This is a genomic window from Streptomyces sp. NPDC127117, assembly GCF_042677325.1.
Lineage (GTDB): Bacteria > Actinomycetota > Actinomycetes > Streptomycetales > Streptomycetaceae > Streptomyces.
This window is the reverse complement of the sequence record NZ_JBHXTM010000023.1, coordinates 50,889-72,221: the sequence shown is the minus strand read 5'-3', so window position 1 is coordinate 72,221 and position 21,333 is coordinate 50,889. Positions and strand designations below refer to the sequence as shown.

19 protein-coding genes and 3 pseudogenes are annotated in these 21,333 nt (G+C 68.5%); 10 read left to right on the top strand and 12 right to left on the bottom strand.

Features of this window, described 5'->3' with window-relative positions; genetic code table 11:
• Positions 1-108 precede the first annotated feature (108 nt).
• The gene (locus tag ACFVH0_RS21340) at positions 109-921 is read left to right on the top strand and encodes a tetratricopeptide repeat protein (RefSeq protein WP_385822298.1); all 813 of its coding nucleotides are present in this window, start codon (positions 109-111) and stop codon (positions 919-921) included.
• Between the two features lie 223 nt (positions 922-1,144).
• On the opposite strand, the pseudogene ACFVH0_RS21335 reads toward ACFVH0_RS21340, so the two are convergent.
• Positions 1,145-1,557, bottom strand: a pseudogene (locus ACFVH0_RS21335) (alpha/beta hydrolase); the annotation flags it as partial.
• 49 nt (positions 1,558-1,606) lie between these two features.
• Here ACFVH0_RS21335 and ACFVH0_RS21330 point away from each other — a divergent pair.
• On the top strand, positions 1,607-2,329 hold the full coding sequence (locus ACFVH0_RS21330; protein WP_385822296.1) for a hypothetical protein: 723 nt from the start codon (positions 1,607-1,609) through the stop codon (positions 2,327-2,329).
• Positions 2,330-2,686: 357 nt separating this feature from the next.
• On the opposite strand, the pseudogene ACFVH0_RS21325 reads toward ACFVH0_RS21330, so the two are convergent.
• The 4 genes and pseudogenes from ACFVH0_RS21325 to ACFVH0_RS21310 all read right to left on the bottom strand — a co-directional run.
• Positions 2,687-2,969 (bottom strand): annotated as a pseudogene (locus tag ACFVH0_RS21325) (IS5/IS1182 family transposase); the annotation flags it as partial.
• Between the two features lie 148 nt (positions 2,970-3,117).
• Positions 3,118-3,522, bottom strand: a complete 405-nt coding sequence (locus ACFVH0_RS21320; protein ID WP_385822294.1) for a hypothetical protein — start codon at positions 3,520-3,522, stop codon at positions 3,118-3,120.
• A gap of 137 nt (positions 3,523-3,659) precedes the next feature.
• Entirely contained in the window at positions 3,660-3,797 is a 138-nt protein-coding gene (locus tag ACFVH0_RS21315) for a histidine kinase (RefSeq protein WP_385822383.1), read from the bottom strand.
• Between the two features lie 54 nt (positions 3,798-3,851).
• Positions 3,852-4,406: a hypothetical protein gene (locus tag ACFVH0_RS21310; protein WP_385822292.1), complete on the bottom strand. Its 555-nt coding sequence runs from the start codon at positions 4,404-4,406 to the stop codon at positions 3,852-3,854.
• A 732-nt stretch (positions 4,407-5,138) separates the two neighbouring features.
• Here ACFVH0_RS21310 and ACFVH0_RS21305 point away from each other — a divergent pair.
• A complete protein-coding gene (locus ACFVH0_RS21305; protein ID WP_385822290.1) occupies positions 5,139-5,555 on the top strand; it encodes a helicase associated domain-containing protein in 417 nt (138 codons plus the stop codon).
• A gap of 474 nt (positions 5,556-6,029) precedes the next feature.
• Here the strand turns inward: ACFVH0_RS21305 and ACFVH0_RS21300 are convergent, their stop codons facing one another.
• Complete coding sequence (locus ACFVH0_RS21300; RefSeq protein WP_385822288.1) at positions 6,030-6,812, bottom strand: sirohydrochlorin chelatase; 783 nt, start codon at positions 6,810-6,812, stop codon at positions 6,030-6,032.
• 991 nt (positions 6,813-7,803) lie between these two features.
• Between ACFVH0_RS21300 and ACFVH0_RS21295 the strand changes: the two genes are divergently transcribed.
• Together ACFVH0_RS21295 and ACFVH0_RS21290 are read left to right on the top strand one after the other, a co-directional pair.
• Positions 7,804-8,451 (top strand): TetR/AcrR family transcriptional regulator, encoded by a 648-nt coding sequence (locus tag ACFVH0_RS21295; RefSeq protein ID WP_385822286.1) that lies wholly within the window; start codon positions 7,804-7,806, stop codon positions 8,449-8,451.
• Between the two features lie 52 nt (positions 8,452-8,503).
• On the top strand, positions 8,504-10,027 hold the full coding sequence (locus ACFVH0_RS21290; protein ID WP_385822284.1) for an FAD-dependent oxidoreductase: 1,524 nt from the start codon (positions 8,504-8,506) through the stop codon (positions 10,025-10,027).
• 18 nt (positions 10,028-10,045) lie between these two features.
• Here the strand turns inward: ACFVH0_RS21290 and ACFVH0_RS21285 are convergent, their stop codons facing one another.
• Together ACFVH0_RS21285 and ACFVH0_RS21280 are read right to left on the bottom strand one after the other, a co-directional pair.
• Positions 10,046-10,303 (bottom strand): DUF6221 family protein, encoded by a 258-nt coding sequence (locus ACFVH0_RS21285; protein WP_385822282.1) that lies wholly within the window; start codon positions 10,301-10,303, stop codon positions 10,046-10,048.
• A gap of 33 nt (positions 10,304-10,336) precedes the next feature.
• Positions 10,337-11,168 (bottom strand): IS5 family transposase gene (locus ACFVH0_RS21280; RefSeq protein WP_385822280.1). Its coding sequence is split into 2 segments (ribosomal slippage): positions 10,337-10,858 and positions 10,860-11,168, totalling 831 coding nucleotides; the frame shifts between segments, so codons are not numbered across the junction.
• A 28-nt stretch (positions 11,169-11,196) separates the two neighbouring features.
• On the opposite strand from ACFVH0_RS21280, the pseudogene ACFVH0_RS21275 reads away from it, so the two are divergent.
• Both ACFVH0_RS21275 and ACFVH0_RS21270 read left to right on the top strand, forming a co-directional pair.
• A pseudogene (locus ACFVH0_RS21275) lies at positions 11,197-11,538 on the top strand (transposase); the annotation flags it as partial.
• Positions 11,539-11,727: 189 nt separating this feature from the next.
• The gene (locus ACFVH0_RS21270) at positions 11,728-12,357 is read left to right on the top strand and encodes a hypothetical protein (RefSeq protein ID WP_385822278.1); all 630 of its coding nucleotides are present in this window, start codon (positions 11,728-11,730) and stop codon (positions 12,355-12,357) included.
• 789 nt (positions 12,358-13,146) lie between these two features.
• Here the strand turns inward: ACFVH0_RS21270 and ACFVH0_RS21265 are convergent.
• Together ACFVH0_RS21265 and ACFVH0_RS21260 are read right to left on the bottom strand one after the other, a co-directional pair.
• Positions 13,147-13,767 (bottom strand): TetR/AcrR family transcriptional regulator, encoded by a 621-nt coding sequence (locus tag ACFVH0_RS21265; protein WP_385822381.1) that lies wholly within the window; start codon positions 13,765-13,767, stop codon positions 13,147-13,149.
• 579 nt (positions 13,768-14,346) lie between these two features.
• A complete protein-coding gene (locus ACFVH0_RS21260) occupies positions 14,347-15,504 on the bottom strand; it encodes an agmatine deiminase family protein (protein ID WP_385822276.1) in 1,158 nt (385 codons plus the stop codon).
• 516 nt (positions 15,505-16,020) lie between these two features.
• On the opposite strand from ACFVH0_RS21260, the gene ACFVH0_RS21255 reads away from it, so the two are divergent.
• Together ACFVH0_RS21255 and ACFVH0_RS21250 are read left to right on the top strand one after the other, a co-directional pair.
• Positions 16,021-17,613, top strand: coding sequence for a serine/threonine-protein kinase (locus ACFVH0_RS21255; RefSeq protein WP_385822274.1), 1,593 nt, complete (start codon positions 16,021-16,023; stop codon positions 17,611-17,613).
• Between the two features lie 497 nt (positions 17,614-18,110).
• Positions 18,111-18,689, top strand: a complete 579-nt coding sequence (locus tag ACFVH0_RS21250; protein ID WP_385822272.1) for a TetR/AcrR family transcriptional regulator — start codon at positions 18,111-18,113, stop codon at positions 18,687-18,689.
• Positions 18,690-18,715: 26 nt separating this feature from the next.
• Here ACFVH0_RS21250 and ACFVH0_RS21245 read toward each other — a convergent pair whose 3' ends face one another.
• Positions 18,716-19,903, bottom strand: coding sequence for a sensor histidine kinase (locus tag ACFVH0_RS21245; RefSeq protein WP_385822269.1), 1,188 nt, complete (start codon positions 19,901-19,903; stop codon positions 18,716-18,718).
• Between the two features lie 74 nt (positions 19,904-19,977).
• Entirely contained in the window at positions 19,978-20,634 is a 657-nt protein-coding gene (locus ACFVH0_RS21240; protein WP_385822267.1) for a response regulator transcription factor, read from the bottom strand.
• Positions 20,635-20,804: 170 nt separating this feature from the next.
• Between ACFVH0_RS21240 and ACFVH0_RS21235 the strand changes: the two genes are divergently transcribed.
• Entirely contained in the window at positions 20,805-21,332 is a 528-nt protein-coding gene (locus ACFVH0_RS21235; protein ID WP_385822265.1) for a hypothetical protein, read from the top strand.
• Position 21,333: the final 1 nt, after the last annotated feature.

The following is a 21,333-nucleotide window of genomic DNA, read 5'->3' as shown; positions in this document are numbered from 1 at the left end:
ATGCCGAAGGAGGGTGGGCCTCCACTCGGCTCCGGAGCATCAGGGGTCGCCGACCAATTGCCCGACCCCTCGCCAAACGGCACCGCGCTGTCTCCCTATGCTCCGGGCATGAAATTCTTCCGGTCGCGCGCCAGGCGTACGAAGTCGTCCCCTGTGTCCCGGGCCAGGGCTCTGTATCTGTCCGGGCGTTATGCCGAGGCGGAGGCCGGGGCGAGCGCCGTGGTCCGGTCGCGACCGCGTGACGATATGGATGTACCACTGGCGCTGACCATTGCCGCGCTTTCGATCGGCGCCCAGGGCCGCCATGCCGAGGCTCTCGCCGCATACGACGAGGCCCTGCCGGTCTTCGGCAGGATCTTTGGGTCCGATCACTGGCAGACCCTGAAGTTGCGCTCCGACCGCGCCCAGCAGCTGGCTGCGCTCGGTCGGCACGCGGAGTGTGAGGCGGAGGGGGCGGCCGTTGTCCGGGCTGCGGCCTGCGGCACAGGTCCGGAGATGCGGCTCGTGGCAGCGGCCGCCAGTAACGGGGTGGTTTTCGCCCTCAATGCGCAAGGGCGCCACGTGGAGGCTGAGGCGCTTGCCCGTGAGGCCCTGGCCGCACTTGACGAACCGGACCGGCTGTGCCTGGTGCTGCGGCTCGGCCTGGCCCGCAGCCTCAACGGGCAGGCCCGATATGAGGAGGCTCTCGCTGAGGCTGCGGGCGCCGACGAGCTGCACCGCGGTCTGCCCCCGGAGGAACGCGGCCAGGAGGCCGGCGCCGTGGAGCTTGTCATGGCTACCTCCCTCCTGGAGCTGGGCCGCGATGCTGAAGCCCGTGTCCGGGCCGCAACCGCTCACGACGCCTGCCTGGCCTCCTTCGGTCCGGAGCATCGCCGCACCAGAGAGGCTCGGGCACTGCTCGACCGTTTCGACGGTGCCTGAACCGGGCCGGTGCCGTGGACGGCGCACGTGCCACACGAAATGACGCACGGAGTTGCACCGGTCCCGTCACCATCTCGTCGAGTTTCTGACCGGTACGAGCACCTCCGCGGGGCCAGATCCCCAGACCGAGCCCCATCGGCTCGCCCACCTGCCGTCCGGGTCGTCTCGGTTGGCGACGACACATTCCATCGCCAACTCCCACCGCCCCAATCACACCGTGCCGCTAGGAGCCGGCAGCCTTTGCCGGCACGCGGGCGAGTTCGCGGGGGCGGGTGGCCAGTGGCCCGAGTCGAGGTCCACATACTCAAGGTGAGTGGCGCGGGCGAGCTCTGGGCTCTCACCGGATGCGGCCCACTCCTCGGCCTGGACGGGGGTGAACTCGGGGCGGACAACCACAACGGGGACGTCGAAGCGGCGCTCGTCGGTCAGGCGCACGACTCCCCTGGCGACCGCCTCGGGGACAGGAACGGCGGCGGACGCGAAGCGGTCCCGGGCCTGTTGGTCCAGGTCAGCGACGTCCACACCCTCGAAAGAACCCCAGCCAGGGAAGGGCATGGCGCCACCCTCGATCGTGAAGTGATCGGCGTAGGCCCGCCCATCGGCGGCGGGGAAGCCGCCGATCAAGGCGGCCTTGGCTGCGCCGGCCGCGATCGCTGTCTCGGCTTTCCCGGGATCGACATCCGCCATGACCAACGGAAATCAGGGAGGCCCGGACCACTGGTGTGTGATCACCCGCAACACGATCGGTTCTCCCGTGGCCGCCTTGAGGAACGGCCCGTTCGGCTCGTTCGGCTCGTTCGGCTCAACCGGCCACTCCGCGAAGCCACCCTACGGAACGGGCAGCCTCGGCATCGAGGTGGCGGACAGCTCCACCTCCCTCGCCCCGCCCAGTGAGAAGGTCGACTTCGGCAATGAGGTCGACTTCTACGTCGACCCGGTCCTGGGACTGAACCAAGTCGGGTTCCACGTCTTCCAGACCGGCGAGAACGTCACCCACGGCGGCCGGGGAACATGCCGAACATCAGGTTCGAGATCAACCCGAACCTCACTGCGGCCCCCGCCACCACCTACTCCACGACGGTGTGAGTGCCGCCCCTCCCCGGTGACGGACCAGTGGAGTCCCTGCCTCGACGCCACCGCCACCGGCACCGGCACCGGCACCGGCACCGGCAAATGGTTCCTCACGGGCAACGCCGGAACTATGACCGGCTGCAACCAGACCACCCTGTGCACGTTCCCGCAGCTGAAGACCGCTCTCAACGATGGCGGCCCGGCCCCGACCATCTACACCGCCGCAGTCGGCAAGGGCCGCGACAAGGTGTGGATCGGCGCCGTCGACGGCCGGCGGATCAACCGAACCATCTACGACTTCGAAGCCGACGGAGTCAGAACCCGCCGCGCCAACTGAGCGGTGCAGCGACGTGCGGCGCCCCTGGAGGGAGCGCCGCCCGTTCGGCTTGCGTGGGACCGAGCCCACCGGGGTGACTTCGGTTGGCCTGCTCGCAGCAGGTGGTCCGTGGGTTTCGGTGTTTGCCCAGCTCAGAGTTCGAACGGCAGGGTTTCAGTGGTGAGGTGGGCTGGCCGATGGTTGACGGGCCGGTCTCACTGTTGCGGGTTGCGCTGATGGAGCCGTCGTGGTGGTGCGACAATTGGGCCGGATCGAGGCCCGGTGACCTCGTGGTGGGGCTGTTGAATGTCAGTGCCGAGACGACCGGTCGCGATGGACCTCGCGGGAGGCCCACTGTCCGCTCCGGCAGGAGTTTCGGCGGGTGAAGCGCAGGGGCATGAGGCTGATCGCGGCCCAGGTGATGTGCGATTCCGAGTGCTGGATGAGTCGTTCGTAGTCGCGCGCGTCTCGGGGGGCGTACATGGCCCAGGAGTGTGAGCGTTCGACGACCCAACAGCGGGGCAGGACGACGAAGCCGGGGGGTGTTCTTCGGACGGCTGACGGTCTTGATCGTCAGATTGAGGTAGGTCATTGCCCAGGTCACGAGCTGTTCGGCGTAGGCGGAGTCGGCCCAGACGATGGTGCGCGTGATGTGCCGAAGCGCGAAAGCTGTCACCAAGGTCGTTACTGACCTGGGGTTTCGCTTGACCGAAGCACGGGAGTGGTCACCAAGCCAGCACGCTGCTTGTCACCTGCCCACGACAGCACGCCTGTTGTCACGTGAGGTCCGGCTGACAGTGAGGATTGAGCTACCCGCCGTCACGAGGAACAGCGCCCGGAGTCGCGGGCAACCCGCACGCCAAAGCCTTGCGGGCGGCAAGGTAGCCCGCAATTCTGAACGCCGGTTCGTGAGAGCCGAACGTATCGGCGCGGGCACGCCGCAGCACCACCCGAGTGGCGATCACAACTCCGTGCTCGGGCAAGCTCAGCTGCTCCTCGATCCCCACAGCGGCAGCGGCGAAGAAGCGTGGCAGGTTTTCGGCAGGTTCGTACTCCACCGTCACCTCTTCGGCTACCTCGAAGGCAAAGCCCTCGGCTGCGGGCTCGAAATCCACCTCTATCTCCGCGAAATGTGGCGCGCAGTTCTGCTTCTGATGCAGGACACACACGCCACGGATCGGATACGGCGGGAACCGAGGCAGCGCTGACGTCATGCCGGAACGCTACCCCCTGCCCGGTACCCCGTCTCCGGCGTCGACCTTGGTGACAGAAAACCTGCCTCACCGGCAGAGCCGGATGACGTGGTGAATGGGGCCGGTCGAAGCAGTCCGACTGCCACCGGCGAGGCACACTATTTGTCACAAATACCCATTCGGCAACCCTGTTCCGGTATTTCTCGCTCCGGGTGAAAAGCCGGACGAAATGCTGACCTCGGACGCCTCATGACGGACATGTGGTGGGCGACCACATCATGCAACTCGCGAGCGATGCGGGCGCGTTCCTCCAGAACGGTGCGGTGCGCCTGCTCCTGTGCAAGGGCCGACTACTGCTCCGCCAGCCGGGTACGGACCTCCCCGGTCCTGCGCACGCCGATCGCGTCGGCCTCGACAAGAGCGAACATCACCAGCACGATCGCGATGAAGTGCCGGGGGCCGATCGCGTCGCCCGACAGCTGCGGCCCAAGCAGCAGCGCGGTGCTCAGCAGCACGGTCTCGCCCAGCACCCGCGGCCGGTTGCGCAGCGCGATCAGGAACAGGAGTCCGGCGTGCACAGCCCATGCCCATCCCACGTACGGCCCGAAGGGCGGGTGGAGCGAGAACACCGGCAACATCACCATCGACGGCCACCAGGCCGGCACCGGCCAGCTCAGCCCCAGCACGAGCAACGCCTCGCGGGCCATCCCAACGGGTCTCATCGAGATGTCCTCGGTACCCGGGTTCGCTGCGAACACCGCCACCGCGGCAACCGCGAGATACGGCAGCCACCGCAGCAGCCTCGGCCCGCCCGTGGGCGGCATCGGCTGCGGGGCCGGCGTGAACAGACCCTCCGTACGAATGTTCAGCGCTCCGCGCACTGTCCCCTTCTCGGTCCTGTCCATGCGATCAGTATCGTCCGGTTTGTTCATGGGTCGGCTCCCTGCCGCGGCCTGGCCGGCATGGATCCAAGCCGAGCCGCCACGGCGGCTCGGCTTGGGGCCTGACGGCGGATCTGCGCTTGGAGCGAGCGGGCGGCTCCGCCGATTCCGGAGAATGGGCCGTCGAACGTGTCCAGGGTGGTGTCCGAACCAGGCACCAGGACCGATATCCGGGGGCTCAGCAGCAGCCGCCAGACCCGGACCGCACAGCGCGGCAGTGATCATCGCGACCAGCACAGCTCGCCGCAGCCGGCTACCTCGAATTCGGACGCTCACGGCACTTCCCCTCCAGGCGTTCGTCCGGATACGAAGTTATGGAGCGAACCTGCTGGCCAGCCTCACACCGCGGAGCCGTCTTCCCGTCTGGCTCTCAGGTATGACGGCGTCGCAGAGCAAACCGTCGCAGCGGGGAGGCCGAGGTAGTGCTGCCCCTGGCCATCTCGGACGGCAGCCCTCAGCGGGGTGGAAATCCACGCCGGGCGTCGCAAGTAGATGCTGAGGACGAGGTCGGTCTGCTGCAAACGGTCCACGAATGGGGCCATGCGGATAGGGGCCGCGGCCGAGTCTGTGGCGTCGAGAAGGTGGGCTACGGCATGGAGGGCGGCACCCCTCGTGAACGAGTGGATGGGCCGGACGCTGGGGGGCGGGAGCTCTGGCGTTTGCCCGCCGTGGTCGCCATGGGGGCAGGGCCTGGGCGTGCCGACGGTCGTATTCGCGGTCGAGGGCGGCGGCGAGCTGCGGTGTGTCGGCGTGTTCACGGGCGACGGGCCAGGTGAGGACTGGGGTGGGGTCGGCGGGTATCCGCTCGGGCAGTGGATCGCCGAGCAGCGCCGCGCCTACACGGCCGGAACGCTGGCAGCCGGGCGGGTCGCCGAGCCGGAGAAGCTCGGAATGGTGTGGTCCGAGCAGGACGCGGCCTGGGCGGACGGGGTCGCCGTCGCCAAGGTGTACGTCGCGGTGCACGGGCACTTCCTCCCGCCGACCAGTGCGGTGTGGGAGGGGCATCCGATCGGGGTGTGGCGAAGAACGCGAGTGCGGCGGCGCGCAGGGCTCGGGAGAACGAGGAGCTGCGTGCGGCCAGCCGTCCCGTCCCGTCGGCGGCCGGGGCGATGACCGAGGAGCGCCGGGACGAGCTGGACGCGATCGATCCGGGGTGGTGCCCGGTCTGGGACACCGGGTGGCAGCAGTGCTACCGGCTCGTTCAGATCCACTTCCAGGCCGGCGGGACGCTCCCCGTGCAGGACGAGGACCTCGGACGCTGGGTAAGGCGCGGCGGTTCGGGTGGGAGCGGCGCCTGCCCGTACAGCGGTGGATCCCGGAGAACACCTTCAAGATCACACCGGCCGAGGAGAACGAGCGGCCGTGGATGTGCCGGCCTCGACAGGGCGCAGCGCCCCGGTGGTGGGCCGGGACGCCGTCGTCGTGTGTGGGGTGATCGCTGGCGGGGGTCTCGGACCGGTCGGGGGTGAAGTCGTCGCCGTCTCCGTTGGCGGGTACCACGAGGGCGAAAGGACACCGCGTCGATGCAGATCTCGCGGGGTGGGTGTTCCTCTCGGCCGACGCGGACCGGCGCATCCGAGAATTCGGTCAGGGCCGTTCGGTTGACGTTCCTGTTCCCGTCTTCGCGTCGCAGGCTTCGTGGAATCGTTCCAGGATGAGCCCGACGATTTCGGGCGCGTCGCCCAGCGGCTCGGAGATGCCGACCGCGCCTGCCGCGGTCGACAAGTCGGCGGCCCGTCGAAACAGCCTCCCGGGCGCCAGGCAATATGACGCGACTGCGACCCGGCGTGCTCCCGCGAGGCGCAGTTGCTCGATCGCCTCCGCGGGTGTCGGTGACACGGTCGACGCGAATCCGGGCAGGCACGGCAGCCCGAGGTCCGCACCCAACGCGGACGCCATGGCACTCACCGACCGGCACGCGTCGCTGTCGCTGCTGCCCGCAGCCGCCACCACCACGGCGTCGAACTCGACATCCAGCTCGGCGAGACGGCGCCGCAGCGCTGCGACCAGGCGCGCGTCGGACACGTCCGAGAAACTGCCCAGCACGGGCGTCACGACCGGCACCGGGGCCACAGAACCGGACAGCGCCATGGGCAGGTCGACCCGGGCGTGAAAGGCGGAGGTGAGCAGCAACGGCACCACGACCACACGGCCGTGTCCGGTCCCGGCGAGGGTGTGCAGCACCTGACACGCCGTGGGACGGGCGTGCCGGAGGTACGCGACCTCGACCCGGCGTGCCCGGGGCAGCCCGACCGCGCGGGCGAGCGCGCGAGTGGTCTCCTGTGCCTGGGGGTCGATGCTGCCGTGCGCCAGCAGGAGCAGCGTGCTCGCGTCGGCCCCGGGGGCCTGTTGGCGCGGCGGCTCAATCACGTCGGTCACTGTCGAACCACTCTCTTCACACGGGAAGGACACAATCCAGTGACGGTGACATTACTCTCCGCAAAGGATCGGCAAGGCCGGGCGACTCCGGGCCGACCACAGGCCCATGACGGGCGGGATCCCGCGCCATGCGTTCCGCGAGCCGCTGCGGGGTGGTGTTCCACACCCCCGATCGGCCGAACGCACCCCTCCGGGTAGGTCAGGGAACTGTGCTGGATCGATGCCGAACGAACGGAGCCCGACGCCCGCACCTGCGCGACCTGCCCCGCCCGGCCTGTGCCACCAACCACGCCGCGCTCGCTGCCGCGAAGCCGTAGTGGTGCTGCGGGACGAACCGCAGAGACGCGCCGCGCCGCCTGTGTCCTGTCCGACGAAGGAGTAGAGCCGCAGTAACTGCTCGCGCCGACAGCCTCCGCTCTACGACGCCCAGGCGGAGGCCCTCAAATGGTGAACCGGCACGCCTCGGACACAGCCGGCAGCGTCGTCGCCAGCACGGCGGGCGTGAGTGGACGGGGCGAATGCGCCTCCGACGGCAGCCTCACCGCCGTCGCACTCCCCCTCGAAGCCGACCTCCAACGCATGGCCCTCATGAAGCGGCACGTGGACCTAGAAATCGAGTTCTACGAGCGCATCCGCACCGAGACCCAGCAGACGCCAGAGACGGAGAAGCGACTGCGGCAAACCGTCACCCGCCTCAAGTGCGGCTATCTCCAACCAGCGAGACGAGATCTCAGAACTCAGCCAGTTGGTGACCAAGCAGACCCTGGCCGGCGCGCTTCTCATCCAGCGGGGAGAGTCGGCCGCCGACAGTATCGTTCCGTTCCGTCCAACCCTCACCTGACGTCAGCCGAACAAGCACCTGGGCACTTTCGGAAGGCAGCCTGAAACATTTGGATCACTGAACCAATTTGGTACGACGCTCCAAGTGTGTCACGTTGGGGGCGTGTCAACGAGAACCCGCCGGCCTCAGCGGCGTAACCAAGTGCTCTCCCAGGAGCAGATCATCAAGGCTGCGATCGAGCTGCTCGATGCGAGTGGCGAGAGCGCGCTGACCACTCGAGCGCTGACCGAGCGCCTGTCCACCGGGTCCGGGGCGATCTACTATCGGGTGGGCAGCCGTGACGAGCTGCTGGACATGGCAACGGAAACGGTCGTCACCGCTGCGCTGGCAGCCAAGCCCTCCGCGGCCACGCCCGAGGACAAGATCCGCAGCGTCGCGCTGGCACTGTTCGACGCGATCGCCGAGCACCAGTGGCTCGCGACACGGCTGACTCTGCAGATCGTCCGGAAGCCATTCGGCCCGGTGACGGTGGGAATCTTCGAGGAGATCGGCCGTCAGGTGGGCGCGCTGGGTGTGCCACAGGCTTCCTGGCTCGACGCCACCTCGACGCTTGTGCACTACATCCTCGGGGCCGTCAGCCAGAACGCCCGCATCGACGGTGACACCTCGACGGTCCAGCCCGACCGTACCGATTTCCTCGGAGCGACGGCGACGGCCTGGCAGGACCTCGCTCCCGAGGACTACCCGTTCATGCACGCCATCGTCGGTCAGATGAGGGAGCACGACGATCGCGAGCAGTTCCTCACCGGCATCGCCGTCATCCTCGGTGGCCTGACCCGGCTCGGTTGACCCGGCTCATCCGGCCCGGATCCCCAGCGTGCGTTTTCAGGAAGGTATTTCCATGCGTGACGTAGTGATTGCAGGCGGCGGCCCGGTCGGTTTGTTCCTGGCCACCGAGCTCGCCCTGGGCGGCTGTTCCGTCCTGGCCCTGGAGCGGGACGAGGAGGTCACCTCGCCCTACAAGGCGCTCCCGCTCGGATTACGCGGCCTGAGCGCAGGATCGGCCGAGATGTTCTATAGCCGCGGCCTGCTCGAAGCGGTGATTGACGCTTCCGGCGCCGATGCGAAGAGGGTTGGCGCGGCCCCCGACGCGATAGAGGCGCCGACTCCCCGGGACGTGAGCCATTTCGCGGGCATGAGCCTGGACGCGGCCGACATCGACGTGTCCGCCTTCCCGTTCCGGCTGCCCAGCCCGGCGATGGAAGGTTTCATGACCAGCCTCGAAGCGGTCAGCAAGGTCCTGGCCGAGCGTGCCATTGCGCTCGGCGTGGACATCGTCCGCGGCGCTCCCGTCACGGCTGTGACGCAGGACGACCAGTCCGTCGCCGTCACGGCAGCCGGACAGGAGTACCGGGCGCGCTACCTGGTGGGATGCGACGGCGGCCGCAGCACGGTGCGCGGCCTCGCCCGCTTCGACTTCGTCGGCACGGATCCGCTCTTCACCGGCTACGTCGCGCGCGTCACCTTCGCTGACCCGCAGCAGCTGCCACTGGGCTTCAACCTGACGCCGAACGGCATGTACTTGCGTACGCCCTTCGAGGGGCACCTGGGCATGATGGACTTCGACGGCGGCAGGTTCGACCGTTCCCGGCCGCTGACCCGTGAGCACCTCCAGGAGGTCCTGCGCCGCATCACCGATACCGACCTGACGCTGACCGATGTTCATCTGGCATCGAGCTTCACGGACCGTGCGATGCAGGTGACGACCTACCGCAAGGGCCGCGTTCTGCTCGCCGGCGACGCCGCGCACATCCAATCCCCCCTCGGCGGCCAGGGGCTCAACCTCGGCATCGGTGACGCCGCCAACCTCGGCTGGAAGCTCGCCGCGACCGTGCACGGCACCGCGCCCGAAGGGCTGCTCGACACTTACACCAGTGAGCGCCACCCCGTCGGCGCCGCCATCCTGGACTGGTCACGCGCCCAGGTCGCCACCATGAAGCCCGGCCCCAATGCTCCCGCGCTGCGGCAGCTGGTCCACGAGCTGCTGAGCACCCCGGACGGAACGACCCTCGCCTACCGGAAGACAACCGGGCTGTTCGACCGCTACGACCTGGGCAGCGCGCAGCCGCTCGTCGGCAGCACCGCCCCCGACTTCCACTTCGAGGACGGCCCTCGCCTCGGTGACCTGTTGCGCCAAGGCCGGGGCGTGGTCCTCGACTTCACCGGCGACCACGCGCTGCAGTGTGCGGCCAGAAGCTGGCAGGGCCGGATCCAGTACGCGACCGGCACGGCACACAACGACCTCGGATTCAACGCTCTGCTCGTCCGCCCGGACGGCGTTGTGGCCTGGGCAGACGATCAAGATCTCGACCTTAAGGCGTTCCGGCAGGCCGCGACCCGCTGGTTCGGCAGCCCGCAGAACTAGGGCCTGTCTCCTTGAAGGCTATGGGCGCCATTTCTGGCGATAGGCGGGGTGTTCGGCGTATGACTGGGCAAGGACTCGCAGCGCGTATGTCAGGCCGGCCGAACGGGAGTCCGAGGGGTCCATGGCCTTGTAGTCGTGCGCCAGTTGCTCGGTCAGGTCGAGCATGGGGAGATGGCTGTCGAGAAGAGCCTCGCCGCCCAGGGTGTCGGACACGTAGGCATAGGCGTGGTTGTCTTCCATGATGCGTGCGACGAGGAACTGCACGAGATCGTCCATGCGGCCATCTTCACGGGCAAGGCGCTTTGGCGGTCAAGCAGCTGTCCAGATGAGGATGGCGGCGAGGTGCAGTGCGGCCTGGTAGGCGATGGCGAGCTTGTCCGTTCGCATGGCCAGGCCGCGCCACTGCTTGAGTCGGTTGATGCACCCTTCGACGGCGTTGCGCTGCTTGTACGCCTCGGCGTCGAAAGCCGGGGGGCGACCGCCGGCGCGGCCTCGCCGCAGACGGTGGCCGACCTGGTCGGACGGCTGAGGGATGACAGCGCCGATTCCGCGTCGGCGGAGGTGATTCCGGATCGCGCGGGATGAGTACGCGCGGTCCGCCAAGACGGCCTCCGGTCGAGTCCTCGGTCGTCCGGGTCCGCTTCGCGGAACACGGATTGCGGCCATGACGAGGTCGAAGGCCGGGGCGTCGCCCGCCTGGCCTGCGGTGACGCGAAGGGCCAGGGGCCGTGCACGACTGTCGCTGGCAAGGTGGACTTTCGTGCTCAGGCCACCTCGGGAGCGCCCGAGGGCGTGGTCGTCGGGTTCGGCCCGGCCTGGCGCCCCTTTTTTTCCTGGCTCCGGCGGCGTGCTGGTGGGCTCGGCAGACGGTGGAGTCCACCGAGATGGTCCAGCCGATGTCGGTATCAGCGTCGGCCGCTGCCAGAACTGCGGCGAGGATGCGTTCCCAGGTGCCGTCCACGGCCCACCTGATCAGGCGTTTGTGAGCGGTCTGGAACGAGCCGAGCTCGTCCGGCAGGTCCCGCCAGGGCGAGCAGGTGCGGTACTTCCACGCGATGGCCTCCAAGGCTCGGCGGTGATCGGCCCACCGCCGACCGCGGACCGGATCGGCAGGCATCAACGGCTCGCGCCGGTCCCACATAGCATCAGTGATCACTAATCGGACGGACACATCCGATCAACTGACCAGCCGGTCAAAGAGACACGCTCTAGCCGGCGTCGCCGGACTCGCACCGGTCCCGCGGGACTCCGGCCGGATCAGCGGCAACATGCGCCGGCCGCACCGCTACCACCGTCGGCTCCTGCGGGTTTTCTACCTCTCCGCGCAGATCGCCGCCCGTTTCTGCCCCACCTCGAAGGCCTTCTACGACCGTAAGCGGAGCGAGGGCAAGAGCCACAAGCAGGCGATCCTCGCACTCGCCCGCCGCCGCCTCGACGTCCTATGGGCTCTCATCCGCGACCAACGCCAGTACACCGTTCAACCACCCCAACGAGAACCGGTGGCTGCGTGAGCACCTACTTCAGCGCGGGACTTCCGGAGGTTCTAGCGATGGCCGATTCGCCAACTCTCAGGCCGGTCTGACGCCTAGCCTGAGTCGAGGCTCTCATCGGGCTGAGGCGATCTGAACCAGGGGGGCCACGGAATGCCAGTAGAAATACTCCCCGACCGAGCCGGGCGGGAAGTCGGCTTCGAACCGCTGTTGGACGAGCTCCTTGCGATCTTCTGCCCGGACTGGGAGTTGCCCGCGATCATGGAAGGCGCGCACCAGTACCACCGCAACGAGGTGAAGCGATACCAGCTGGGCGAGGCCACGGCCCAGGATCCCGCGGTGACACGGCAGCACGTCGGCCTCCTCACTCAGGCTGCAGTGCACGATCAATGCCGAAGCGGCATACGGCAACTCATCCAACCCCTGGTGACGGCTTGCGGCCACCGCCAGATCCAGGCAGCGATCATCGACTACATGCGGACCGGTTCCAACCGCGAAAAGGTCGGTGCCAGCATGGCCTGGTACTTCGCTCGCCCGGGACTTCAGTACGCCTCCATGGGGGACTTGCGCCGGGGAGTACCGGCGGAGGAGAGCAAAGCGGCACTGGAGGCGCTGACGGATCTCCGCAACGACTACCGATCGGCTTGCCTCTCCGCGTTCCTGGCCTGCGAAGACCCACAGACACGCCAGGACCTCTCGCTGGAACTCAGCCTCGCCCCGGCGGACTACCCCGCCGAACTCCGGAACAGTCATGAGAAGGCCAGGCTCATCATCGAGGCAGACCCTGAGCGGTATCACCGGCTTCTGGAACGCTGCACGCACACGTCGCCGCCGACATAGGACGAACAAGATCGATCGGCGTGCCGCTCGCTTGACAACGGTCATTGGGAATCAGTAACGGGCAAGCGGCCGGTAAGCAGTGATCGATGGGATTGGTCGTGGCCATCCCGTTGGCACCTGAGAGGCTGTGGCGGGGTCCTGCGCTGCCGGTGTTCGGCTGGCCAGGGCGGCGAGCCCGGCGGTTCCGGCATGTCGGAAGATCTTGCGGAGGTTGTGGCAGGCGGCCAGCAGTTGCCACTTGCCGCGGGCTCCGCCCTCGCCGAACAGGAGGATTTGGCGGCCTTGCCGGGCTGGGTCCGCAGCTTGCGGACAATTTGCTCCGTGAGGCCACCGATTGCGCATGGCCGACGGCGTCGAAGCCGGTGGCCAGGCCGACGGTCTTGGCGTGAAGCCGGTCTGGCTGGGGCAGAGTACCGCGGACGCTAAGTCTCAGCAGGTCGCTGAACCAGAGTGCTTCACAAATGCAGGAGAGCGGGACCGAAAGTGCGATTCTGATGTTCCGGGCCTTCGGTTGGACCACTTCTTCTTGTCTCCCCGGCCCAGCTTCCGCGGAGGTTTCGTTTGGAGGGGGCGACGATCTGGCTCCACGCGCAAAGTTGGCGCGGTGGACCACAGCAGAGAACTCCTGACGACACGTCAAGCTGCATTCACTCAGGCGTGTTGCGGTGAACGAGCAGGGGCCACACTGTACGCGGACCGCTGCATCGCTTTGTGGGAAAAGGTCCGGCCGACACCAGTATGGCTCAGTGATACCCGCCCGACGGAGTCGACCGCACCCTGGGCCCGCAGTCAGCGACCCAGCCGCTCGATCTCCACCGAGATCGCTTCGCTCGTCAGCTCGCGGGCGTGAGCCAGGGGCAGGGCGCCGCTCAGCCAGCGCGTGCTGAGCCCTTCCAGGAGAGCGGTAAGCCGCTCTGCGGACGCCGTGAGATCCGGTGCGGGAGCTGTCGGCCGGATGCGGCCCAGGAGGTCCGCCACATCGTGAATCCAAGCCAGTGATGCTCTGGCCAGGTCTCCGCGCAGCTCGGGTTCAAAGATCGCGCTGGCGCGTAGCTCGCCCCACGCCGTGCTGTTCTCGCGGACTTCGGGGAGGTCCTGGAATTCCAGCAGGAGGGACTGCTCCAGCTCCTCGTGGGCGCCGTACGGCCTGGCGGCGCCGTCCACATTGGACGTGTACCGTTCGGCCCGATCGCTGATGAACTCCAAGGTTTGGCGCAGCGTGCCGGCCCGGTCCTTGAAGTGGTAATAGATCAGCGCGGTGGACACCCCGGCTTCGGCCGCCAATTCTTCCATGCGTAGCCCGCGGACCCCCCGCCGGGCTATGACTCGGGCGGCACCTTCCAAGATGGTCCTTCGGCGGTCCGTTGACACGCAATTTCCTCCTAGTGGCCTGAAACAACAATGTCGCATATTGATTGAATTTTCAGTTAGATCGCGCGAAGTCGCGACAGGTGTCAAGTCAGCCGGAGGTGGTCCGCTTGAGCCGGTCGCTGTCACGTCTGGGGTCAAGGCCGGGCCTCGGCAGGCTCTTGCGCCGACTGTGCAGGAACCACGCGCCGATGAGTACGGCGAGGGCAAGCCGCACATGGTGGCCATCATGAACACGGTGCAGGCGAGGACCCTGGCGAAGCGGGCGAGGCTAACGTCGAGCCGTCCGCTTCGGACGCATCGAAGGGGGCCGCGAACCGTGCGTCGTTGTTGGGCAGCGTCATGCGGATGGTCAGGGCTTCTTCGCCCTGCACTGCGCCGAACTCAAGATCCGCGTCGTAGGCGTCGTAAGGACGGTCTGCGATTGACCCCACCGTCAGAGTGACGGGCACGCGACGGTCGCGATGCGACCGTGGGCCGGGAAGGCGGGGTCGCCGCACACCGAGGACGAGGTCTGCAGTGAAAGGGTCTGCGCCGGGTAGATAGATGCTGCCGCCTCCGTCTGACGGGCAGCGGGGGATTCGCATCGTGACCACAGCTGCTCCGTCGGGCAGGTCGGACTCAGTCAACCGGCTCGCCGGGCTCGTCGTGCGTCGAGCAGTGGATGCCGCCGCCACCGGAGGCGATGGTGTCGATCTGGACCTGCACGATGTCACGCTTGGGGAAGTGCTCCTGCAGGATGCTCCGGGCGCGCTTGTCGGCTTTCCGGTCCCCGAACCTGGGCAGGAATACGGAGTCGTTGGCAACGTAGAAGTTGGCGTATGTCGAGACGAAGTCGTCGCCTTCGCCAGTGATCTCGTACAGGTCGGGCTGCGGCAGATCGACGATCTCGAAGGACCGGCCCTTGGCGTCGGTCGCCTTGCTGAGGACGGCCTTCGCCTGGTCGGCCGCGCGTGACCAGGAATCGACGGGTGTGTCGGGGTGCGCCTTGTCCAGGAGCACCACACCGGGCTCGGTGAACCGTACGAGGCTGTCCACGTGTGCATCGGTGATGTCCTGGCCACGTACGCCGGCCAGCCAGATCACCTTTTTGATGCCCAGGGTCCGCTTGAGCTCGGCCTCGATCTGGTCCCGGCTCTTCCCGCGGTTGCGGTTGTCGTTGACGATCGAGCTCTCGGTGAGGAGAAGAGTGCCCTCGCCGTCGGTCTCGAAGGAGCCGCCCTCGGCGACCAGGGAAGCCGCCCTGCGGGGGATGCCGTACTTCGCGAGGAGGTTGCGGCCCACCCGGGCATCGTTGGTGTGTACCTGCTTGTTGCCCCACCCGTTGAAATTGAAGTCGACACCGACGACGTCGCCGTCCTGCTCCACGAAAACCGGCACGGTGTCGCGGGCCCACAGGTCGTCGACGGCCAGCGGGATGACCTCGACATCGCGCCCGCACGCCTTCTGGGCGGCCTTCTGCTGGTCGGGCCTGGCCATCATCACGACGTATTCGTACTCCGCGACGGCGCGGGCGACGCGTGCGATGTCCTCGCGTACGTAGCGGAGGTCCTCGTCCCACACCGAATCCAGGGCGGGCCACGACATGAACGTGCGCGCGTGGCTCTCCCACTCGGCACCCATGCGCAGCCCCTTGGCCGCCGTGTCCTGGTCACCGGCGGTGCTCGCGGAACCCGTCGGTTCATCACCGGGTCCGCAGGCCGAGGCGCCGAGGACGACGGCGCCGATTCCGGCGAATGTGCGCAGAGCTGAGCGACGGGAAGGGAGGAGGGAAGACACGGTGAGCTCCGATCATCGTGAGGGGGCAAGTATCTGTCGGCATGGCGTGGCGCTCGACGAGCGGCGACGCACCCGTGGGGGGCGACGATGCGATGCGGACGGAGCCGATCGCTACCCCGACTCTGACACGGACTGAAAAGTCAGTCAAAAAGTGCGCACCTCGGGTGCGGCTGTGGTGGCCCCGCGCTTGAGGTCGCGGGCATGGGTCGCTGCAGTCGCGGTCCGCGGCTGCGGCTGCGGCTGCGGCTGAAGGGTTTCGGTGAGTTCGGCGGTCCGGATCGGGTGGGCTCCGGCCAGTGCGGCCGAAGGTCGCGGTGGCGTGCAAGCCGTGTCGGCCCGCGTCGCTCCCCTCGCGCAACGACTGAGCGGCGCCCCAGGTCATGTTGACTGAAACTTTAGTTAGCGGCACGATCATCTTCCGAGGCGGCCCACGGCCGTCGCGCCACCGTGTGCCGGTGCCCGTGCGGCAATCAGCCTGTCCGGCGCCTTGGCCTCCCTCGCCGAAAGAGTCACCGCATGTCTACTCAACTTACCGGGGTGCAGTTCGCCCACGCTCCGCTGTTGGTCGACGATCCCCGCGAGATAGGTGGCTACCGCCTGCACGCCCGGCTCGGCGCCGGCGGGATGGGGGTCGTGTATCTGGCCCACACCCCGGGCGGGCGGCCCATCGCCCTCAAGGCGGTGCGGGACGAATTCGCCGCCGATCCGGAGTTCCGCCGGCGCTTCGCCGACGAAGTGACCAGTGCCCGGAGTGTCCACGGCCTGTTCACCGCTCAGGTGGTGGACTCTGGCGTGGACGCCCCCACGCCGTGGCTGGCCACCGCATACGTCCCCGGTCCGTCCCTGCAACAGGTGGTCGAGAGCCACGGCCCTCTGCCGGTGCGCACGGTTCTGCTGCTCGTGGCAGGCATCGCCGAAGCGCTTCAGGCCATCCACCGGGCGGGCATCGTGCACCGGGACCTCAAGCCGGCGAACGTACTGATCGCCGAGGACGGCCCCCGCGTCATCGACTTCGGCATCGCCCGCGCGGCCGACGCCACCGGCCTGACCGGCACCGGGCTGCGGATCGGCACCGCCGCCTACATGGCGCCGGAGCAGGCGACGGGCCTGACGGTGACCCCTGCGACCGACGTCTTCGCACTCGGTGCGCTCGCCGCTTACGTGGCCGGGGGAGCACTCCCCTTCGGGAGCGGGCCCGAGTCCGCCGTGCTCTACCGGGTGGTCCACGAGGAGCCGGACCTGTCCAGGGTGCCTCCGGACCTGCGCGGCCTGCTGGGACGCTGTCTCGCCAAGCACCCCGGGAACCGGCCCGCTCCGCACGAGCTGATCGACGCCGTACGCGCCCATCCTGCCGTGGGAGCGCATCCGGGGTTCACCGACGGCTGGCTCCCGCGCGGCGTCAGCAGCGAGATCGGGGCACAGGGCGATCTGCCGGGACACATCCACACCCAGCCGACGCTCGCCGCAGCCACCCCCACCGCCCCGGCTCGTGCGCAACAAGCCCCCGACAGCGGTGACCGGACCGATCCCGCCCCGCATCGTGCCCGCCGGAGCCGACTGCGGCGGCCCGCGGCCGTACTCGCGGCCGCGTTTCTCCTGGCCCTCGGAGGAACGGCCTACTACATCCTGGACCACCCCAAGGGCACGGCAGACGACTCCTCCGACTCGTCCGGCCGACCCCACACCCCCTCGCCCCGCCCGTTCTCCCCTTCCCCTTCACCTTCGTCCGAGCCCGCGTACGTGCCGGACTACTCGGACGCCGAACTCACTGCCCCCGACCCCGGCTACGAATTCGATCTCGCGGCCGGGAAGGTCGTCCCCACCGAGACCGCCGAGTGGTATCTGGAGGTGGCCGACGGCGAGTTCGTCCTTCCCGAGGACAGTGGTGCCTTCGTCGCCTCCGGATATGTGCTGAGCCCCACCGACTGCGTACGGGGCATGGAGACGGAACCGGTGACCTCGCTTCCGTTCGACGAACTGGCCGACGAGCGTCCCTTCTGTCTCCGGAGCCCGGACGAGAAGAGCATCGTCATCGTGCGGTTGGTCGAGGCTGCTCCGGATGAAGGCCCCGTCACGGTGGTCATGAGCCGCCGCCGCGAAAGTGGCTGACACCGGGCCCAGGCGACGGAACGCGTCGGCAGAGCGCGTCGGATCGCGAAGGACGCGCTCACCGAAAACCGCCGGGTCATCGCCGCGCTACGCAGTACGGCGAGCGCCCGGTCTGGGTCACGATCGTCTCCCGCGGCCCTTCCAGAGCGCAGGACACGGCTGCGGATGCGGCCGCGCCGCCTACCGTGGAAGGTGTGGCCGGCAGCTACGGGCCGGCCGCGATGCGCGGGTGGTGCTTCTCGTCGACGGGGCCGACTGCCAGCCCCTCTGGCAAGGGAATGGAAGCATGCGGTGACGCGGGCCGGCACAAGCCTTCACGAACACCGGCACCTTCTTGTGCCCCCGATGGGCGCCGCCCGCCCCGTCTCCGCCACCCACGCCCGCTCCAGGCCAGAGGCTGGCAGTCGGCCAAGATCGCGTGCAACAGGCCCGACCCCCCATCTAGTCGGTCAGGGCCGTGATTACGCAGGCAGGAGTGGCCCGGTAGGGTTCGGACCATGGCGTCTCGCAGCACTCAGATCCTCGAAGCTGCCGCCCGGGTGATTGCCCGGCGCGGAGTCCGTGGCCTGCGCGTGGAGGAACTGGCCGCTGAGGCAGGCGTGTCCACCGCGCTGATCTACTACCACTTCAAGGACCGCACCGGGATCCTGCGCCAGACGCTTGAGTTCATCAGCGACCGTGCCGAGCGCTACACGACCTGCCGGGATCCGGACGCCGAACCCCTCAGCCCGCGCGAGGAATTGGACCGGACGCTCCTGCTGGAACTCCAGGACACGACCGAGGTCAGGGAGAACAGCAGCGCCTGGGGCGAGCTGCGGGCCAGCGCCGTCTTCGACGGAGCCCTGCGTGAGGAACTGGCGAGGGCCACCCTGGTCTGGGTCCAGGAGGTTGCGGGCCTGCTGGGACGGGTTCATCCGATGGCCCCGGCAGTGGCCCTCGCGGCGGCCGCCGAGCGGCTCACCGCCCTCCTGGAGGGTCTGAGCATGCGCTGGCTCAGCGGCACGCTCCAGATCGCCCACGCCCGGACCCTCATGAGCGACGCCATCGACGCCGAGGTCGAACGACTGAGCCGCTGACGACTCGCGTCGGCGCCCCCGGCCCGCTACTCGCACCCTTTTCCCGGGGGCCCGGATGGGTTCCGACGAGGCAGGTGGACCCGCACCGCCAGTCCGCCTCCGGGGCGGGGGGTTGCGGTGACCTTCCCATGGTGGGTGAGGGTGATCGCGCGCACCACGGCGAGTCCCAGCCCCAAGCCCTTGCTCCCGTGCTTCGCGCCGCGCTGGAACGGCTCGAAAAGGGTCGGGATCTCTCCGGGGTCCAGGACGGGGCCGGTGTTGACGACCTCGATGAAGGCGAGCTTCTCGTGGACGCCGGTCGCCACCGTCGCCGTGCCGCCCGGGTGGTTGTGGCGCACAGCGTTGGCCAGCAGGTTCAGCGCGATGTGCCGGAGCAGAGAGGGGTCGCCCGCGACCGGTGCAGGTGCGAGGTGTGTGGTGATACGGACGTCCACGGTCCGGGCCTCTTCGGTGAGATCCTCCACGGCATCCCCTGCGACGTCCGCGAGATCGACCGGGTCCGGCGTCAGGGTCTCGCTCTCGCCCCGGGCCAGCGTCAGCAGTGCGTCGATCAGACGCTCGGTGCGGGCGTTGGCGTCCAGCGCGCGCTGGAGGGCGGGCTTCAGGTCCGAGGGGACGCGGCCCTGCGCCAGAGGGATCTCCAGCGCGGTGCGCTGCAGCGTGAGTGGAGTACGCAGTTCGTGCGAGGCGTGGGCGGTGAACTGACGCTGAGCGGTAAAGCTGCGGTCGAGCCGGTCGAGCATGGCGTCGAAGGTGTCGCCGAGCTCGCGGACCTCGTCGTGCGGTCCGCTCAGACCGAGCCGCTCGTCGAGGTTGCTGCCGGCACTGATCCGGCGGGCGGCCCCTGTGACCTGGGTGAGCCGGTGAAGTGAACGCCGGCCGGCCCACCAGGCGAGCAGTGCGGCGAGGGCGGTGAAGAGGACGAGCAGGAGCAGGGACCGGACGAGCAGGTCGTTGAGAACGCTGTGCTGGAAGTCTTCGAAGGCTTCGGCGGGAGTGGTGGGCACGGGCTTGGAGATGCCCGGCGGCAGGGGGACAGGACTCCGAGCGGGATCGAGGGAACCGGTGTTCGGGACGCCGGGCGGCTCGGCCGCCGGAATGAGATCGGCCGGCGGGACGACGAGGTAGCGGTTGTCTTCGATGAGCTGCCGGGAGCTCAGCCAGTTCAGCAGAAGCAGTCCGGCGCCGAGGACCACGAAGACCGAGGTCGTCACCAGGGCCAGCCGACCGCGAAGGGGCAGCCGGTACGGTGCGGGGCGGCGATCGGTACGGCCCCGGTGCCGGCCGTTCACAGCCGGTACCCGAAGCCGTGTTCGTGGTTGATCAGCGGCGGTTGGCCCAACTTGCGGCGCAGCGAGTGCACGGTGACCCGGACGGCGGTGGTGGCCGGATCCAGTGCCGCGTCCCACAGCCGGTCCCTCAGCTCCTCGGTGGTGACGGGGGCGCCGTCCGCTGCGAGCAGCAGCTCCAGCACGCCGAGTTCTCTGGGTGTCAGCTTGAGCGGCCGGCCGTCGCGCTCGGCGACTCTGCGGACGGTGTCCAGGCTGATGCCGTGACGGCTCAGCACGGTGGCGGTGCTGCCGGTGGAGGCACGCCGGCCGAGCGCACGCAGCCGGGCGATCAGCTCAAGGTAGGAGAACGGCTTTGCCATGTAGTCGTCGGCGCCCTGACCGAGGCCATCGACCAGGTCGGACAGGGCGCCGGCGGCGGTGAGCATCAGAATCCTGGCCGGATAGCCAGCCGTGTTCAGTGCCCGGCAGACGGCGTCCCCGCCCAGCAGCGGCAGGTCCCGGTCCAGGACCAGGACGTCGTATTCGGCGGCGGCCGTCATCTCAAGCGCGCGAGCACCGTCATGGGCGACCTTGCAGACCATGCCCTCTGCACGCAGGCCCTCGGCGAGCATCGCGGCCAGCTCCACCTCGTCCTCGACGATGAGCACGCGCATTCCATCCCATTCCACTCACCCGCGCCCTGCGCGGTCCTGTCTGCGAAGACCTCTCCTCAAGGATGCCCGCGCGCACGTTAGCCAGCGGTTAGGAGCATGCTCACCCGTGGCTAACCCGGCGCTCCGTAGAACTGCTGTACGTCATCGTCGAGATCCACAAGGAGCAGATCATGCGCAGTCGAACCGGGCGGTCCCTCATGGCGGCAGCCGCCGTGACCGCGGCACTGGCGATGAGCGGTTGTTCCTCACAGGACTCCGCTCCCAAGGTCGCCGGAGACAACGGGTCGGGCTCAAGCAAGCCGCAGGACGACAACGCGATCCGCCGGGCATGGGTGAACTGCATGCACAAGGAGGGACAGAACCAGGTCCAGCAGGACAAGGACGGCAACATCGTCATCCCTGCCACCGGGACCGGCGACAGCGGTTCCGTCGCCACGTACGAAGCGGCGGTCAAGGTCTGCGACGCGAAGAATCCCGGCATCCAGCAGACCACCGAGAAGACCAACCAGAAATTCGTCGAGCAGGCGCGTGCCTGGGTCGCGTGCGGGCGGAAGAACGGCTACCCCGACCTGCCCGACCCCGACCCGAGGACCGGCATCCTCAACATTCCGCGGGAGTCGTTCGACGCGGCCAAGTGGGACGCGATCCAGCCGGCCTGCAGCAAGCTTCCCGCTCCCAGCTACCAGATCGGCCAGTGAC

Excerpts from the sequence above, each read along its gene's own strand:
- ACFVH0_RS21340 (WP_385822298.1), top strand. The coding sequence starts at position 109 with ATGAAATTCTTCCGGTCGCGCGCCAGGCGTACGAAGTCGTCCCCTGTG.
- ACFVH0_RS21330 (WP_385822296.1), top strand. The coding sequence starts at position 1,607 with ATGACCAACGGAAATCAGGGAGGCCCGGACCACTGGTGTGTGATCACC.
- ACFVH0_RS21320 (WP_385822294.1), bottom strand. The coding sequence starts at position 3,522 with ATGACGTCAGCGCTGCCTCGGTTCCCGCCGTATCCGATCCGTGGCGTG.
- ACFVH0_RS21310 (WP_385822292.1), bottom strand. The coding sequence starts at position 4,406 with ATGGACAGGACCGAGAAGGGGACAGTGCGCGGAGCGCTGAACATTCGT.
- ACFVH0_RS21290 (WP_385822284.1), top strand. The coding sequence starts at position 8,504 with ATGCGTGACGTAGTGATTGCAGGCGGCGGCCCGGTCGGTTTGTTCCTG.
- ACFVH0_RS21285 (WP_385822282.1), bottom strand. The coding sequence starts at position 10,303 with ATGGACGATCTCGTGCAGTTCCTCGTCGCACGCATCATGGAAGACAAC.
- ACFVH0_RS21265 (WP_385822381.1), bottom strand. The coding sequence starts at position 13,767 with ATGCGACATTGTTGTTTCAGGCCACTAGGAGGAAATTGCGTGTCAACG.
- ACFVH0_RS21255 (WP_385822274.1), top strand. The coding sequence starts at position 16,021 with ATGTCTACTCAACTTACCGGGGTGCAGTTCGCCCACGCTCCGCTGTTG.
- ACFVH0_RS21250 (WP_385822272.1), top strand. The coding sequence starts at position 18,111 with ATGGCGTCTCGCAGCACTCAGATCCTCGAAGCTGCCGCCCGGGTGATT.
- ACFVH0_RS21240 (WP_385822267.1), bottom strand. The coding sequence starts at position 20,634 with ATGCGCGTGCTCATCGTCGAGGACGAGGTGGAGCTGGCCGCGATGCTC.
- ACFVH0_RS21235 (WP_385822265.1), top strand. The coding sequence starts at position 20,805 with ATGCGCAGTCGAACCGGGCGGTCCCTCATGGCGGCAGCCGCCGTGACC.